This window comes from Cyclobacterium sp. 10D3-21, assembly GCF_055809755.1.
Genome location: NZ_CM147924.1, coordinates 5,931,133 through 5,945,494 on the forward strand (window position 1 = coordinate 5,931,133; position 14,362 = coordinate 5,945,494).

Sequence of the window (14,362 nt, forward strand, 5' to 3'; positions counted from 1 at the left end):
CATCAGTATCCTGGATTTTGTTCTAGTAACTCATTCAGCGTAATTTCATCCAAAGGCAGGTTTGCCAATATCCTGTAATCAGTATAGGGTACTTCTAAAAAATTCCCATGTTTGCTGATATTTCTTTCATTTCTCTTCAAATCAAACCATCGATGACCTTCAAGTACAAATTCTAAGCGTCTTTCCAGTAAAATCTTGTTGAGTAAAGCTTCTCCAGAAAGCAAATTGTCAATGGCTCCAAGACCTCGTCGGAACCGCAATGCATTGATATCAGCACGAGCGCCTGCAGGATTGCTTTCATACCTGGCCTCTGCCCTGATCAGGTAAAGTTCTGAGGCCCTTATAATGGGGAGATTTTCTAAGAAATCACCCTTATAACCTGTCCATTTCCTACTTGCATATACCTCCCCTTCAATTCCATCTCTGGTGGTAGCTCTCCAGCAATCCTTCCTTACATCTCCTTCTTCGTAGGCAGCCATCAATTCATCAGAAGCTGAAAGGATAAACTGAGCAGCTGGCTCATTGTCTGAAACCAGAGAATTGAGAGAATTATTTACTCCATCTGCACCGTTCCAGTCCACTTGTCTTATTTCCAGTTCAAAAATGGATTCGGGGTGAGGTGCCCGTGAAAATGCTTGCACATATTGATCGGGCTCCACCAAACCATCTCCATTGGTACGTAAATTTAAAATTGCCATGGCATCAGAAGCAAATGCTTCCGCATCTTCCATGCGCCCCCAATACAAATAAAGTCTGGCAAGTAGTGTATATACAGCTCCAATATTGCCATAATACACCCATTGAGACCCTACAGGGGCATAACCCACCATTGATTCTGCTTGCAGTAAATCACTTTCTATCTGCTGATATACCTCCTCCACTGTTGCTCTTGCCCGGAAGTCTGCGTCTGAAGCTTGAAGAGTAGGTGTTAACCTTAGAATTGGGCCAAGATTAAAACCATTTATTTCCCTGCCTGGCTCATAACCATAAACCCTACAAAGGTCAAAGTACAACAAGGCACGCATAAAATAGGCTTCTCCTTTAATGAAAGACTTTTCGTCTTCCGTGCCTGTTACATTTTCATTGTCTATTCCTTCAATGATCAGATTTGCATCATTTATTGCTCCGAAAACATTCAAGCCCCAAATATTGATATGGTCCCGGTCTCCATTGGCTTCTTCCCCCTGGTACCTTCCAGTATTGGCTATCAATTTTAAATTGTCTGCCAAAATATCTGGTGCAATCATCATTGTTTGCCCATAATAGCCAAAACCCGTTGCTCTATTGTACATAGAGTTGGCCAATGACTGATAACCAGATACATCTTTTAAAGCGATTTCAGGGGTAAGGCTCTGCCGTGGATTAGTAGTAAGATCGGTACATGCGACCAATAAAACCATCACAGCTGAATAAAACATCCTATTTTTGATCCTATTTATCATCTTAATTTAAAATGTAAGGTTGATACCTGCGGTGATTTGTTTTGAACTCGGGTAGGTCCCGTAGGTTTCTCCTAAAGAATTCACTTCGGGATCCAATCCATTGTATTTGGTAAGGGTCCAAAGGTTTATCCCCTGTACAAATACATTTACTTCTTCTATTTTTACCCTGTTAAGCAAGGATTTAGGCAAGTCATAATTAAGCGACACTTGTTTTAACCTAATATAACTTCCGTCGGATATAAACCGTGTGGACATTTGCTGATAGCCGGAATGCCCAGGAATTCTACCCCCTTCATAAGGAATTGGTACATTGGTGATCTGACCAGGTTCTCTCCAAAAATACAATTGGTCCACCGTTTGATTGTCCTGACCGACTGACCCTGATTGCGCCAAATTGTATAAATCCTGGTTGAAAGCTTTGTTGCCATACTGATACTGAAAGAACACCTCCAAACTTACTGGCCCATATTTAAATGTATTGGACAATCCGCCATAAGTCCAAGGAAGGGCACTTCCGAGGTACCTCTGGTCATCATCTGTAATTTGATAGGTGTATTCCTCATTTTCATCGAAATACATGGGAGACCCATTGGCAGGATTGACTCCAGCATATTCATAACCGTAGAAAAATCGAATAGGTTTTCCGACAATCAAATCATTCCCCACTCTTTCAAGACCTTCATAGAGTTCTAATAATTCATTGGAAAAGATAGAGGTATTAAAAGCCGTGGACCAGCGAAATTTACCAATGATCAAATTTATTGTTTGCAAATCAAAATCAAATCCCTGATTTCTCAATTTACCGGCATTTCGCTGAATGGCACCAAACCCTGAATCCAGCGGTAGTCTTGTTTCAAAAAGTAATTCCCTGGAATCCTTTCTCCAGGCATCCAAAGTGACGATAATCCTTCCATTGAATAAGGTTGCGTCCACGCCTATATTAGTTGAGACAGATTCTTCCCAGGTAAGTAGGTCATTTCCGAGTTGTACAAAACTTAAGGCTGGTCCTCCAAGGTACTGGCCTGCAGAACTTACCAGGGTTCGGGATTCGAAATTTCCAATAGCAGAATTTCCAGTAATACCATAAGAAGCCCTGAGTCTCAAATTATCAACCCAACTTGCATTTGCCATAAACGATTCTGAAGAAATCCTCCACCCTGCAGATATGGCGCCAAATGTTCCCCATCTGGAATTGTTTCCAAACCTCGAAGAACCATCTCTTCTTATGGTCAGGTCAACATTGTACTTATCATCATAATCGTATTTGGCTTGGCCGAAAAATCCTGCCCTAATGTATTCTGTATAAAACCCGCTAACATCATAAGGTTGTGCCGCATTTTGGAGGTATCTCAAAACAGGGTTGGCAAAGCCTCTACCTGTTGCAGAGTTGGACTCCTGGGTTTCCATTTTGTATTCGTAACCCAGAATGCCACTAATGGTGTGAACATCTAAAAAGTTCTTGTTGACATTGAAATTGGCATTCGCGTTGGTATTAACTATCCTCCGATCTAAAAAGTAGGAGGAGCCACCATAACTGGCAAATGCTGGAATGGTGGATGGTCGATTGTTTTCGTCTCTGTTGTCTGAAAAATCCAACCCAGCAAATCCTGTGAAACCCAGCCATGGTAAAATTTTATAGTTCATCTGAAGATTGGATACTGACTGGTAACTTGTTCCTCTTCTTAATTCCTGGTTGACGCCTTGTACTATATTGTACCCAAAAAGGTGGTCCGTGGGATATTCAGCATAACTTCCATCTTCGTCGTAAATGGGCACATTGGGTCTGGCAACATATCCTGCGACAAAAGGGCTATTGACAAAATTACCTCTGTCAATTGATCCATTGGTAATTTGTCTGGCAAGGGATATGTTGGCACTAATGGTTAATTTCTCTGTTACTTGATGGGAAAGGTTCATCCTGCCAGTCGATCTGGAATAATCAGACTGAATGATTTGCCCCTGATGGAAGGTATGTGATCCTGATAAGAAAAATTTGGTACGTTCATCGCCACCTGATAACGATACGTCATATACGCTCAATCTCCCCTCTCTGTACAAAGCATCTAACCAGTCTGAGTTTTGTAAATCTGTATCGCTGGGGTTACCAAAGATGCTTTCTGCTGCTCTTGGATCAAGTCCCGCATTAATATAAGCCTGGCGTTTGATGGAAGCGAGTTGTCCTGCATCCATAATGTCATAGAACCCTAAAGGCTGAACAAGCCCCTCCTGAGCAGATACCCGAATCCTTGTTTTTCCCTGTTTTCCCTTCTTGGTGGTAATCAAAACCACTCCATTGGCAGCCTGAGCACCATAAATGGCTGCCGCTGCGGCATCTTTAAACACTTCAATGGATTCAATATCATTTGGATTGATTGAAGCGAGTGCATTTTGTGTTCCCTGTCCCGATAAACTTCCGGTGGGGATTTGGACGCCGTCCACAATATAAAGAGGCGATGTACCTGCATTGATAGAGCCTACTCCTCTTATTTGCACATTTAATGTGCCGCCAGGTTGGCCTGAGCTGGATGTGACCTGCACCCCTGCTACCCTGCCCTGCATGGCCCTATCAAAGGATTGCATTGGTAAATCCTGGAAAATTTCACCTTTAACTGAGGCGATTGCACCAGTAACTTCTCTTCTCGTTTGGTCTCCATAGGAAGTCACCACCACCTCATCCAGCGAAGTAATGTCCGGATTTAAAGCAACATCTATATTGTTCCGGTTCCCTATGATTACTTCCTGAAACTGAAGCCCCACAAAGCGGAATACCAGCACATTATCGTTTTCATTTATCTCTAATTGATAATTTCCATCAATGTCTGAAACTGTTCCGTTAGTAGATCCTTTGACCATCACTGTAACTCCGGGAATTGGCAAGCCATCTTCGGAAGCAGTCACCCTACCTCGAACAGTCCTGGTTTGCGACTGTACTAAAAAATTCACGGAAAGAAGTGTAATAACAAGTAGTATGGCTTTCCTCATATAATAATGTTGAAATGAACAATCAGTCAATTTTATACAAATTCGCTGAATATTCCAATCAGTTTGGTGAAGTATAAACAATGATCAGAAGATGACCGTAGAATAATAACGATGTAAACGAGGTTGAGTTCAACTAATCAATTACTTTTTTATAGGTAACTACAAAATAAAAACCTCTATTCTCCTGTTAAAAGCCCTGTTTTCTTCTGTATCATTAGGCCTTATGGGTTCAGATGCCCCTCTACCTTCTATTTTCAATCTCGTCACATCAATTCCCGCATCATTTAAAAATTCTTTTACGCTTTGAGCCCTTTTCAAACTTAACTCCAAATTATAGCTGTTTTTTCCAACATTGTCTGTATGCCCTGTGATTAAAAGGTTCACTTGGGGATGATCCAGTAAAAATTTATGAAGTTTTTTAAGGGAACTTAAGGAGGTGTTTTTTAATATTGTTTGATCAAAATCGAAGAAGATATTTTCAAAAATAAAATGTTTCCCTGTGGCTATCGGTTCCAAAAAAATTTGAAACCCTTCTTTATTTCTTAAACTATCACGATCTACATTAAAAATTTTAGGCATATAGCCTTGCTTCTCTACATAAAGCCCTGAATTATTTTTGTCAGGATAAATCATCGTGAAAGTACCATCTTTGCCATCAGACCTGAAATTATACATCGTACTGTCTTGGTCGAGATCAATCAAAGAAAGTAATGCCTCGACAGCTTCTCCTGTTTCCTCATTGATTACCTTTCCTCGGGTTACAATCAATTCATGTCCTAGGTCAATTTCTTTAGGAAAATCAAAACGGTACAAAAAGGAGCTGTCAACTTTCCCCTGTTCATAATCATTTTCTGTATAATACGCGAAATCTTTTTGTGCCGTAATAAACAATGCCAATTGGTCTTTTTCATCATTTATTGGAAAACCCATGTTCATTGGTTTTCCAAATCCATTGCGCTCAATTGAACTTTTAAAAATATCTTTTGCACCAAAACCAGGATGTCCATCGGAAGCAAAAAACAGCACTGTATTGTTGAAAAATATGAAGGGAGAGACCTCGTCTTTACTAGTATTTATATTGGGTCCAAGATTTTTCGCATTGGACCAACTGCCATCCTGAAGTCGCTCAGATACCCAAATGTCAATGCCACCTTCCCCTTCGGGCCTATTTGAAGAAAAAAACAATAAACTGCCATCTGCTGAAAGCGAGGGTTGAGATTCCCAATATCTCGTATTGACGTTGTTTCCAATATTAATAGGGCTTTGCCATTCTCCATTTAGCCTGGCGGTAATGTAAAGGTCACAACTTCCATGAGAGGCTGGGGTATTGCAGGAAGTGAAAATCAATAGATTCCCATCGGCAGAAATGGTGCATGTGCCTTCATTATAGGAAGTATTGATTAAGGTTGAGATTGTTTCCGGTTCAGACCATGCTTCACCTTCCAAATCGGAAAAAAATATGTCTTCATTTTGCTTGGCAGACACACCATCTCTTTTTGTGAAAAACAAACGTTTACCATCTGCTGTAAGTACAGGGAAGTATTGTAGTTTAAATTGATTTAAGGGATGGGGAAGCTTCTTTTTACTGATCTCAATTGGGTTTTTTATACCCTCTGCTATGATCTCTAATTGCCGTAGTTTTTTTTGGTATTCGTCCGAATTTAAAAATTCATCATCAAAATAGGGTTGATTCTCTTCAAAGGTATATATGGCTTTTTGGAAAGCTCCCTGAGAAAGATAAATCTCCCCTTCAAGCCAAGCTAACTTTCCTCTGAAGTAATCATTGCTTTTGATGGGTAGTCTGGATTGCCCTTTTTTAGTCACAACCAAAGCTTCATCTACCAGGCCTCTACTCAATAGAACCTGGGCATGTTTTAGATAGGCTTCGTAAAAATCACTACTTCTTTCATAGGCTGCCTGGTACTTTTTCTGGGCTTCAGGAAGTTGTTTTCTGTGTAGAAATGCATTCCCTTCTTCGAAGTATTTAATCGCCCTTTTATCAAGTATAGAAAACTCTTGTCCCATTGCCTGAAAACACATTCCAACAAACGATATGACAATAAGGAGTTTTTTTAGCATGGCTTCTTTAAGGTATTTCCATGTATTTATGTGTCTGAAGTGAAACCCTCCAGACAGGATTTTCCTTCACAAAATCAATAATTAAAGGTGTCATAATTTCCGCTTTTGACCATTCTGGCTGTAGGAGTAAATGACAATTCTTATTCACCAACTGGGCATGTTTTAGCGCAAAATCAAAATCACTTTTATTAAATACAACTACCTTTAATTCATCTGCATGTGCGTAGACTTGAGGCAAGGGCTGCTTAAACTTTTTGGGTGACAAGCAGGTCCAGTCAATCTTCCCACTAAATGGGTGGGCTCCTGAAGTTTCCATGTTAATTTGAAAACCTTTTTCTTTCAGCATGCCAGTTAATGGCCCCAAATTGTACATCAAAGGTTCTCCTCCAGTAATCACCACCAAACGGGCAGGATAGGATTCTGCCTCAGCTACAATTTCCTTTATCGGTACAATTGGCCATCTCTCAGCATCCCAAGAATCTTTCACATCGCACCATACACAGCCGACATCACATCCACCTAAACGAATAAAATAGGCAGGCTGTCCGGAAAACATCCCTTCACCCTGAATTGTATAGAAAGCTTCCATCAGTGGCAGTGATTCACCACTGAGAAGCGCATTTTTATTACCTTCCATAATTTTTGGTTTAGCGGGTAATTGAACCGCTTCATTTAAAATAGTTTAATTCACCTCTATTTGTAAACTTCCCCTTTGGCAGCCAAAAGGGTGTTGTACAATAATGAGGCAATGGTCATCGGGCCAACACCCCCAGGTACAGGTGTAATAGCAGAAGCCTTGGTTGATGCTTCTTCGAAGTTTACATCACCAACCAAACGGAAGCCACTCTTCTTGGTAGCATCCGGAATTCGGTGAATACCTACATCAATCACAACAGCACCTTCTTTCACCATATCTCCGGTCACGAACCCTTCTCTTCCGATGGCCACAATCAGAATGTCTGCACTTTGGGCAATTTCCTTTAAATTTTTGGTTCTACTGTGCGTGATGGTAACTGTACAGTTTCCAGGATAAGCATTCCTGGCCATCAAAATACTCATAGGAGATCCTACAATATGGCTTCTTCCAATTACTACACAGTGCTTGCCAGAAGTCTCAATCTCATATCTTTTCAACAACTCTACAATTCCGTAAGGTGTTGCGGCAATATAAGCTGGCCAACCTAAGGTCATCCGCCCAACATTCGCTGGGGTAAAGCCATCCACATCCTTTTCAGGTTTTATCTTAGCCGTAACTTTCTCCACAGATATATGCCCAGGAAGCGGCAATTGTACGATCAATCCATCAATGTCCGGATTGTCATTTATTTTCTCTACTTCTTTAAGTAAATCTGCCTCTGACACTGTCTCGTCAAGACGAACCAAGGTAGAGCCAAACCCTACCTGCTCGCAGGCTTTTACCTTTGCGCCAACATACGTTTGACTTGGCCCATCATTCCCAACAAGTATAGCTGCCAGGTGAGGTGCTTTTTTATTACTGTTTTTAAGTAAAACAACTTCTGCCGCTATTTCATCCTTGATAACCGCAGCGGTTTTTTTACCATCGATTTTAACTAACTCTTCTCTTTGTTGCATAGGTGTTTTTTTATCCAAAATCGCCTAAAATATTTAATAGCTAAGGGTTGCCCCTTTTCTCAATTTTATTGTCATGTAAGCTGAAAACAGCCATTCACAATCCCTAAATAACGGAGCTTAATCCAGCTTAAGCACTGCCATAAATGCTTCCTGAGGTACTTCCACATTCCCCACTTGTCGCATCCGTTTTTTACCTTTTTTCTGTTTGTCCAGAAGTTTTCTTTTTCTGGAAATATCACCACCATAACATTTTGCCAGTACATTTTTCCTCAATGCTTTGACCGTTTCTCTGGCGATAACCTTAGTTCCGATGGCTGCTTGTATGGCAATTTCAAACATTTGTCTAGGTACTAATTCTTTTAGCTTCTCACAAAGTCTCTTGCCCCATTCATAGGCTTTGTCTCTGTGGACAATTGCAGATAACGCATCTACGGGCTCACCATTAAGCATGACATCAAGACGCACCATATGGGATTGCTTGAAGTCAATCAATTCATAATCCAGAGATGCATATCCTCGAGAAATGGTTTTGAGTTTATCAAAAAAGTCAAAAACAATCTCTACCAAAGGCATATCAAAGGTTAATTCCACTCTGTCCGAGGTCAAATAAACCTGATTCTTTATCTGCCCTCTTTTATCCATGCAAAGTTGGATTACTGGCCCCACATAATCAGCAGCTGTGATAATGGCTGCTTTTACATAGGGCTCTTCTATGTGTTTGAAAAGATTAGGATCAGGCATATCTGAAGGCGCATTCACCAACTTATAGTTGTCATCATTCATCAATGCCCTAAACTGTACTGAGGGAACGGTGGTGATCACCGTCATGTCAAATTCTCTTTCCAAACGCTCCTGAATGATCTCCATGTGAAGCATTCCCAGGAAACCACATCTAAATCCAAAACCAAGAGCTGCAGATGTTTCGGGTTCCCAGACCAAAGAAGCGTCATTGAGTTGTAACTTCTCCATAGAGGCCCTAAGCTCCTCAAAATCGGTGGTTTCTACAGGATAAATACCAGCAAAAACCATCGGTTTAACATTCTCAAAACCTTGGATAGTATCACTGCATGGTCTTTTAACATGTGTAATGGTATCCCCTACTTTTACTTCCTTGGCTATTTTTATACCTGAAATCAGGTAGCCTACATTTCCGGCTTGTAATTGTTTTTGAGGTTTTTGTTGAAAACCCAAAACACCAATTTCGTCAGCCTCATATTCTTTTCCTGTATTGACAAATTTGATCTTGTCTCCTTTATTGATGGTACCATTAAATATTCGGAACAAAACCTCCACTCCTCTGAATGGATTATAAACAGAATCAAAGATCATGGCTTGTAAAGGCGCTTCCTCATCTCCCTTAGGAGCCGGGACTTTTTCTACCACTGCATTAAGAATATCTTCTATTCCAATGCCTTCTTTTCCTGATGCCAATATGATGTCCTCTCTGGAACAACCGATCATTTCCATCACCTCATCGGCCACAACTTCTGGTTGTGCACCTGGCAGGTCTATTTTATTCAAAACCGGAATAATTTCCAAATCATGACCAATAGCAAGGTAAAGGTTTGAGATGGTTTGCGCCTCTATTCCCTGAGAAGCATCAACTATCAATAGGGCACCTTCGCAAGCAGCAATTGAACGGGACACCTCATAGGAGAAATCCACATGACCAGGAGTATCAATAAGGTTCAATGTATACTCCTCTCCTTTGTAAGGAAACTTCATTTGGATGGCATGAGATTTAATCGTAATCCCCCTCTCCCGTTCTAAATCCATACTATCCAATAGCTGGTTCTGCATTTCCCGCTCCGTCACAGTGTTTGTGAATTGTAAAAGTCGGTCTGCTAGTGTACTTTTGCCATGGTCAATATGGGCAATTATACAGAAATTTCTTATTTTTTGCATGTTCATACTAAGTGCAAAAGTAGTAAATAGTTAGTGTTTTAATATGTTTTGGCCATATAAATTAGAAGTTTACCAATAGTGGCCTTGCAAAGGCCGTTCACTTGGTGATTGGATAATGCTTAAATTCTTTAATTTTTGAAAAATAATGCTTCAAATGAGACTTTATCTTCTCCTGTTTTTTGGTTGTCAGATGTTATTTTCTGAAATCGGCCCGGAAATCAATACCCCCACGAAAATTGAGGGGAAGGTATTGATTCATCCAAACCGACCCCTCAAATGGGATGATTTCAAAAGGGTAGATTTAATCGGCGATAGATCAACTATAAATGCCATCACTCAAAGTACTTGCGAAATAGACATTCTGAAAATTACGCAGAAAAAAGCGTATGCAAAGCTTACTATAAACGTCAAAATTAATCTTCAAAAGGAGCTTAGTCAGGTTAAAAATGATTTTTTCAATACCAGGAGTGAGCAAACAAAAAAAGAGTCCTTCATCATGAAAATGGACATTTTCTAATCGCTCAAATCATAGGATACCGAATACTTAAAGCAGTAAACAATTTTCAATTTGATAAAAAAGCACATAAAACACAGTTAAATAATATCATCCGAGAGAATTTTAAAGATTGGAAACGGCTAGATTCACAATATGATGCCCAATCTACTAAGCCATACCAACCTGAGATGCAAGCCAGATGGGATAGTTTTCTCCAATCAGAGTTGCAATCTTTACAACAAGAATAAAACGACAAGTACATGAAATCAATTGCCGAAAAGAAGAAAAAAGAGAATATAATAGAGTACGTATTGTACTTGTACAGAATGGAAGACCTACTTAGAGCTTACCAATTTGATATGGGGGAAATCAATTCTTATGTATTGGGACATAAAAACATTGGAACTAAGGACAAGGAGGAAACCAAGACTTGGCTATCGGATATGGCAAGTCAAATGCTTGAAGAAGGCATCCAGGAAAAGGGACATTTGCAAAAAACGCAAGAATTGGTAGATGAATTGGCTAAAATCCATTGGCAACTTCTTAAAGAAGAACCAGAATACATCTCTATTAATCGAAAAACCCAAGCCCATTTACTCCAAATGATTTCCGATACTAAGGAGAATTTTCCTGAGCATGAAATCCAAGTATTTATAAATACGCTATATGGAATATTGCTCAGCAAATTAAATGGAAAGAAAATACCTATTGAAATAATGGATGCCGCCACAAGTTTTGGAGACGCCTTGGCCTGTATCAACCACGCCTATATGAACAACTACCTTGAAGCGAAAGAGTAAAAGATACTCTTTACTCCATAAATTCATATACGCTGTGGTATGCCCCTTCCTCTTGCACAAAATCCAGAAAGGATTGGTAGAAATCATTGTTCCCGATGGTTGCGCTATCTCCCAGTACAATTAATTTCCTTTTTGCTCTGGTTAGTGCTACGTTCATTCTTCGGGTGTCTGCCAAAAACCCAATTTCTCCTTGTGGATTAGATCTGGTGAGGCTAATGAGCATGATGTCCCTCTCCTGCCCTTGAAACCCATCTACGGTACTTATGGTCAGGTCTTTCTCCATTTGTTTGAAAAACAACCATTCTGATTCTGTTGCTATCATTTCCTTTAATAAACGAACCTGGGCGCTATATGGAGCTATTAGGCCGACATTCCAGGGCTTATTGTCACTGTCTTTAATACCTACCCTTTTCAAAAGTTCTTTTAGCAGCGTTAGTGCCATTTTTGCCTCTTCCTTATTGCTTACACTTAGCGTTTCCCTGTCCTTAAATTCCATAAATCCGCTTCCTGCAGTGTCTATAAAGGCCAGCGACGGTTCATCTTCATTTAAATAATGTGTTTTGGTATTCGGAGCCGCTTTTAACTGGTTGTCATAGAAGGCCGCATTGGAAAAACCCATAATTGCAGCTGCCATCCTATATTGTAAGGATAACAATTGAGCGGCTTCAGGTTGATTGGAAATGGCCTTTTCAAAAAGGGTCTTTTGAAGACCTTTGGCAGCTTCTCTTGACTTAATGGTAGGAGGAAGTTGGAAATGATCTCCTGCCAAAACCACCTTATTGGCTTTCAAAATAGGTATCCAGGTTGCTGGCTCCAATCCTTGCGCTGCTTCATCTAAGAACACCACCTCAAAAAGCTTCCCTTTCAGCAATGAGGATGCAGCCCCCACTAGTGTACAAGCAACCACCTGACACGAAGCCAAAATTGATTGGGTCATGTAATCGTACAATTGCCTGGCTTCCGCCTGGCAACGGCCTGCTTCATAAAAATGCATTTTGCGACTTTCCCTTTCTGCATGCCCAAAACTCCGTTTAAATTTATTGGCTTTTCTTCGGTATTCATCAGCAGCTTTCTTTAATTTTTTATATTCCTTATAAGAAGGATGGGACAATACTCTCGCATCTAATGTTCGCTGAATTATATTTTCATCCACTCTTGCAGGATGCCCCAATCTGAGCACATCCACTTCTGCTTCAACCATTCTTTCAACCAACAAATCCACCGCTGCATTGCTTGGTGCACAAACCATCACTTGATCAAACTTTTCAGTAGCGGAAACAATCGCCTGAATAAGTGTGGTGGTCTTTCCTGTACCTGGAGGTCCATGGACTATGGCCAAATCTTTGGCATTATTTATTAAGGCCAAAGCTTTGTTTTGCCCTTCATTCAAGAGAGTGCTTGGTAAGCTTTCCTGGGCTTCAAAACCTGGGCTTCTATGTCCTAAAAGCACTTCTTTTAAATAAGCATTTCTGTCATTCTCTGATGCTACCAAGGTATTCATGGTATTTGTCATCACTTTGTAAGAGGTGTCATCAAACATCAAATTGACACCTATTCTTCCTTCACCTACCCAATCTGGTAGGCTTTCTGTATTCAGGCTAAGGGTCATCACATTTCCTTTCACATTATTCACTACCCCATTCAAATAAGTGGATTGAATGTCATTCTCCTGAGCATTTGAAAACAGGCTAATGGATTTACCCGAATGAAACCCATGATTTGATAGTGTTTCTTTTACAGATATTTCGACAACCAACTGATCTGAGAATGTCCACTTTATCTTATTCAATTGTACCGGATACCAACAAACTCCTGCCTGAACTTTGTCTTTTATTGATTTCCTAAAAGTTAAATTTCTGAATTGAGCGAGATCTTCAATCCATTCCATTTGTAAAAGTTTTATAGTATATAATAATTCTTCAGTTATATTTACCATTTGTAATTTCTTGTTTGATTACCCAAGGTTAAGGAAATCATTCCTAATAATAATCAATCAGCCATTCTTTAATCGCATGAATTTCCTAGCACACGCTTATTTATCTTTTGACCATCCCAAAGTATTAGTCGGTAATTTCATCGGTGATTTTGTTAGGGGCAATTTAGAAGATCAATTTGAAAGAGATATTGTCACAGGAATAATGTTACATAGGGAGATTGACAGCTACACTGATAAACATCCCTTGGTTAAAGAAGCGCAAATAATTTTAAAACCGAAATTCGCAAGGTATTCCTCTGTAATTACGGACATGTATTTTGACTACTTTCTTTCTAAAAACTGGCGAAATTACAGCCCACTTACGATTGCTGATTTCACAAAATCAGTCTACGACTTGTTGGAATCTGAAAGGGAAATCCTTCCAAATAAATTCCTTAGGACCTTTAAATATATGAGAGAGGAAAATTGGCTCATGGCTTATGGCACGCTGCCGGGAATTCAACGATCGTTTACAGGAATGTCTTACCGCACATCTTTTGATTCTAAAATGGAATTAGCACCGCAATTCCTTCAAGAAAATCATGCCCTATTCGAGTCCTATTTTGAACGTTTTTTCATTGATTTGATTCATTTTTCAAAGAATAAACTGAAGCAATTACAAAAAAGAGATGGTTAGTTGTAAACCTAAAAAAAGCACCTTCCTATCGTTAGGAATCGTCGTCCTGCTATTATTTGTAGGGTTAAGTTATCTTCTGTACGATTTTAACCACACCCGTGAATTTCCGTTTCTTTTTTACCTAATTGGCTGTAGTATCATTACCGTGGTATTATTGCTTATCCTGGTAAAGATGATGGCGGGTTACAAGTTTTTAGCTGCAGGAAATGAAAAAATAGAAATTTGGTTGCCATTAAAAGGCCAACGAAGAAAATACAAGCTTGAAGATCTTTTGGCTTGGCAAGAGGAAGAGGTAATGGCCAACAAAAAAGTCTTTAAGCAGCTAATTTTAGTGTTCGCCGATAAATATTCTTTTGCAATAAGCAACCACGAGCATCTGGGCTATGATGAGCTAAAACGTTATCTGGCAAAGAAGGCTGGGAAAAAGAAAGTAAAAAATTAAATCCTGAATTT

Annotated in this window: 12 protein-coding genes; 5 read left to right on the forward strand and 7 right to left on the reverse strand. The window is 39.8% G+C overall.

Annotated features, from left to right (window positions below; translation table 11 throughout):
• Positions 1–2 precede the first annotated feature (2 nt).
• The 6 genes from AC0L7T_RS22915 to lepA all read right to left on the reverse strand — a co-directional run bounded on the left by AC0L7T_RS22915 (position 3) and on the right by lepA (position 10,007).
• Entirely contained in the window at positions 3–1,442 is a 1,440-nt protein-coding gene (locus AC0L7T_RS22915; protein ID WP_473338681.1) for a RagB/SusD family nutrient uptake outer membrane protein, read from the reverse strand.
• Between the two features lie 6 nt (positions 1,443–1,448).
• The gene (locus AC0L7T_RS22920) at positions 1,449–4,424 is read right to left on the reverse strand and encodes a SusC/RagA family TonB-linked outer membrane protein (RefSeq protein WP_473338682.1); all 2,976 of its coding nucleotides are present in this window, start codon (positions 4,422–4,424) and stop codon (positions 1,449–1,451) included.
• Positions 4,425–4,583: 159 nt separating this feature from the next.
• The gene (locus tag AC0L7T_RS22925; RefSeq protein ID WP_473338683.1) at positions 4,584–6,503 is read right to left on the reverse strand and encodes an OmpA family protein; all 1,920 of its coding nucleotides are present in this window, start codon (positions 6,501–6,503) and stop codon (positions 4,584–4,586) included.
• A 7-nt stretch (positions 6,504–6,510) separates the two neighbouring features.
• Positions 6,511–7,140 (reverse strand): 7-carboxy-7-deazaguanine synthase QueE, encoded by a 630-nt coding sequence (locus AC0L7T_RS22930; protein ID WP_473338684.1) that lies wholly within the window; start codon positions 7,138–7,140, stop codon positions 6,511–6,513.
• 56 nt (positions 7,141–7,196) lie between these two features.
• A complete protein-coding gene (locus AC0L7T_RS22935; RefSeq protein WP_473338685.1) occupies positions 7,197–8,096 on the reverse strand; it encodes a bifunctional 5,10-methylenetetrahydrofolate dehydrogenase/5,10-methenyltetrahydrofolate cyclohydrolase in 900 nt (299 codons plus the stop codon).
• A gap of 117 nt (positions 8,097–8,213) precedes the next feature.
• Positions 8,214–10,007, reverse strand: coding sequence for a translation elongation factor 4 (gene lepA, locus AC0L7T_RS22940; protein ID WP_473338687.1), 1,794 nt, complete (start codon positions 10,005–10,007; stop codon positions 8,214–8,216).
• A 148-nt stretch (positions 10,008–10,155) separates the two neighbouring features.
• On the opposite strand from lepA, the gene AC0L7T_RS22945 reads away from it, so the two are divergent.
• From AC0L7T_RS22945 to AC0L7T_RS22955, 3 genes are read left to right on the forward strand one after another with little or no spacing between them, the layout of a single operon-like run.
• The gene (locus AC0L7T_RS22945) at positions 10,156–10,518 is read left to right on the forward strand and encodes a hypothetical protein (protein ID WP_473338688.1); all 363 of its coding nucleotides are present in this window, start codon (positions 10,156–10,158) and stop codon (positions 10,516–10,518) included.
• Between the two features lie 23 nt (positions 10,519–10,541).
• Positions 10,542–10,745 carry a hypothetical protein gene (locus tag AC0L7T_RS22950; RefSeq protein WP_473343396.1) on the forward strand — a complete coding sequence of 68 codons (204 nt, stop codon included), beginning with the start codon at positions 10,542–10,544 and terminating at the stop codon, positions 10,743–10,745.
• 12 nt (positions 10,746–10,757) lie between these two features.
• Positions 10,758–11,297 carry a DUF4924 family protein gene (locus AC0L7T_RS22955; protein ID WP_473338689.1) on the forward strand — a complete coding sequence of 180 codons (540 nt, stop codon included), beginning with the start codon at positions 10,758–10,760 and terminating at the stop codon, positions 11,295–11,297.
• Positions 11,298–11,307: 10 nt separating this feature from the next.
• Here AC0L7T_RS22955 and AC0L7T_RS22960 read toward each other — a convergent pair whose 3' ends face one another.
• Entirely contained in the window at positions 11,308–13,185 is a 1,878-nt protein-coding gene (locus tag AC0L7T_RS22960; protein ID WP_473338690.1) for an AAA domain-containing protein, read from the reverse strand.
• A 124-nt stretch (positions 13,186–13,309) separates the two neighbouring features.
• Between AC0L7T_RS22960 and AC0L7T_RS22965 the strand changes: the two genes are divergently transcribed.
• The gene (locus tag AC0L7T_RS22965; protein WP_473338691.1) at positions 13,310–13,909 is read left to right on the forward strand and encodes an acyl carrier protein phosphodiesterase; all 600 of its coding nucleotides are present in this window, start codon (positions 13,310–13,312) and stop codon (positions 13,907–13,909) included.
• Positions 13,902–14,351, forward strand: a complete 450-nt coding sequence (locus AC0L7T_RS22970; RefSeq protein ID WP_473338693.1) for a hypothetical protein — start codon at positions 13,902–13,904, stop codon at positions 14,349–14,351. The genes AC0L7T_RS22965 and AC0L7T_RS22970 overlap by 8 nt, the downstream gene beginning before the upstream one ends.
• Positions 14,352–14,362 lie beyond the last annotated feature (11 nt).

Excerpts from the sequence above, each read along its gene's own strand:
- AC0L7T_RS22930 (WP_473338684.1), bottom strand. The coding sequence starts at position 7,140 with ATGGAAGGTAATAAAAATGCGCTTCTCAGTGGTGAATCACTGCCACTG.
- AC0L7T_RS22960 (WP_473338690.1), bottom strand. The coding sequence starts at position 13,185 with ATGGAATGGATTGAAGATCTCGCTCAATTCAGAAATTTAACTTTTAGG.
- AC0L7T_RS22915 (WP_473338681.1), bottom strand. The coding sequence starts at position 1,442 with ATGATAAATAGGATCAAAAATAGGATGTTTTATTCAGCTGTGATGGTT.
- AC0L7T_RS22925 (WP_473338683.1), bottom strand. The coding sequence starts at position 6,503 with ATGCTAAAAAAACTCCTTATTGTCATATCGTTTGTTGGAATGTGTTTT.
- AC0L7T_RS22935 (WP_473338685.1), bottom strand. The coding sequence starts at position 8,096 with ATGCAACAAAGAGAAGAGTTAGTTAAAATCGATGGTAAAAAAACCGCT.
- AC0L7T_RS22970 (WP_473338693.1), top strand. The coding sequence starts at position 13,902 with ATGGTTAGTTGTAAACCTAAAAAAAGCACCTTCCTATCGTTAGGAATC.
- AC0L7T_RS22945 (WP_473338688.1), top strand. The coding sequence starts at position 10,156 with ATGAGACTTTATCTTCTCCTGTTTTTTGGTTGTCAGATGTTATTTTCT.
- lepA (WP_473338687.1), bottom strand. The coding sequence starts at position 10,007 with ATGAACATGCAAAAAATAAGAAATTTCTGTATAATTGCCCATATTGAC.
- AC0L7T_RS22955 (WP_473338689.1), top strand. The coding sequence starts at position 10,758 with ATGAAATCAATTGCCGAAAAGAAGAAAAAAGAGAATATAATAGAGTAC.
- AC0L7T_RS22965 (WP_473338691.1), top strand. The coding sequence starts at position 13,310 with ATGAATTTCCTAGCACACGCTTATTTATCTTTTGACCATCCCAAAGTA.
- AC0L7T_RS22920 (WP_473338682.1), bottom strand. The coding sequence starts at position 4,424 with ATGAGGAAAGCCATACTACTTGTTATTACACTTCTTTCCGTGAATTTT.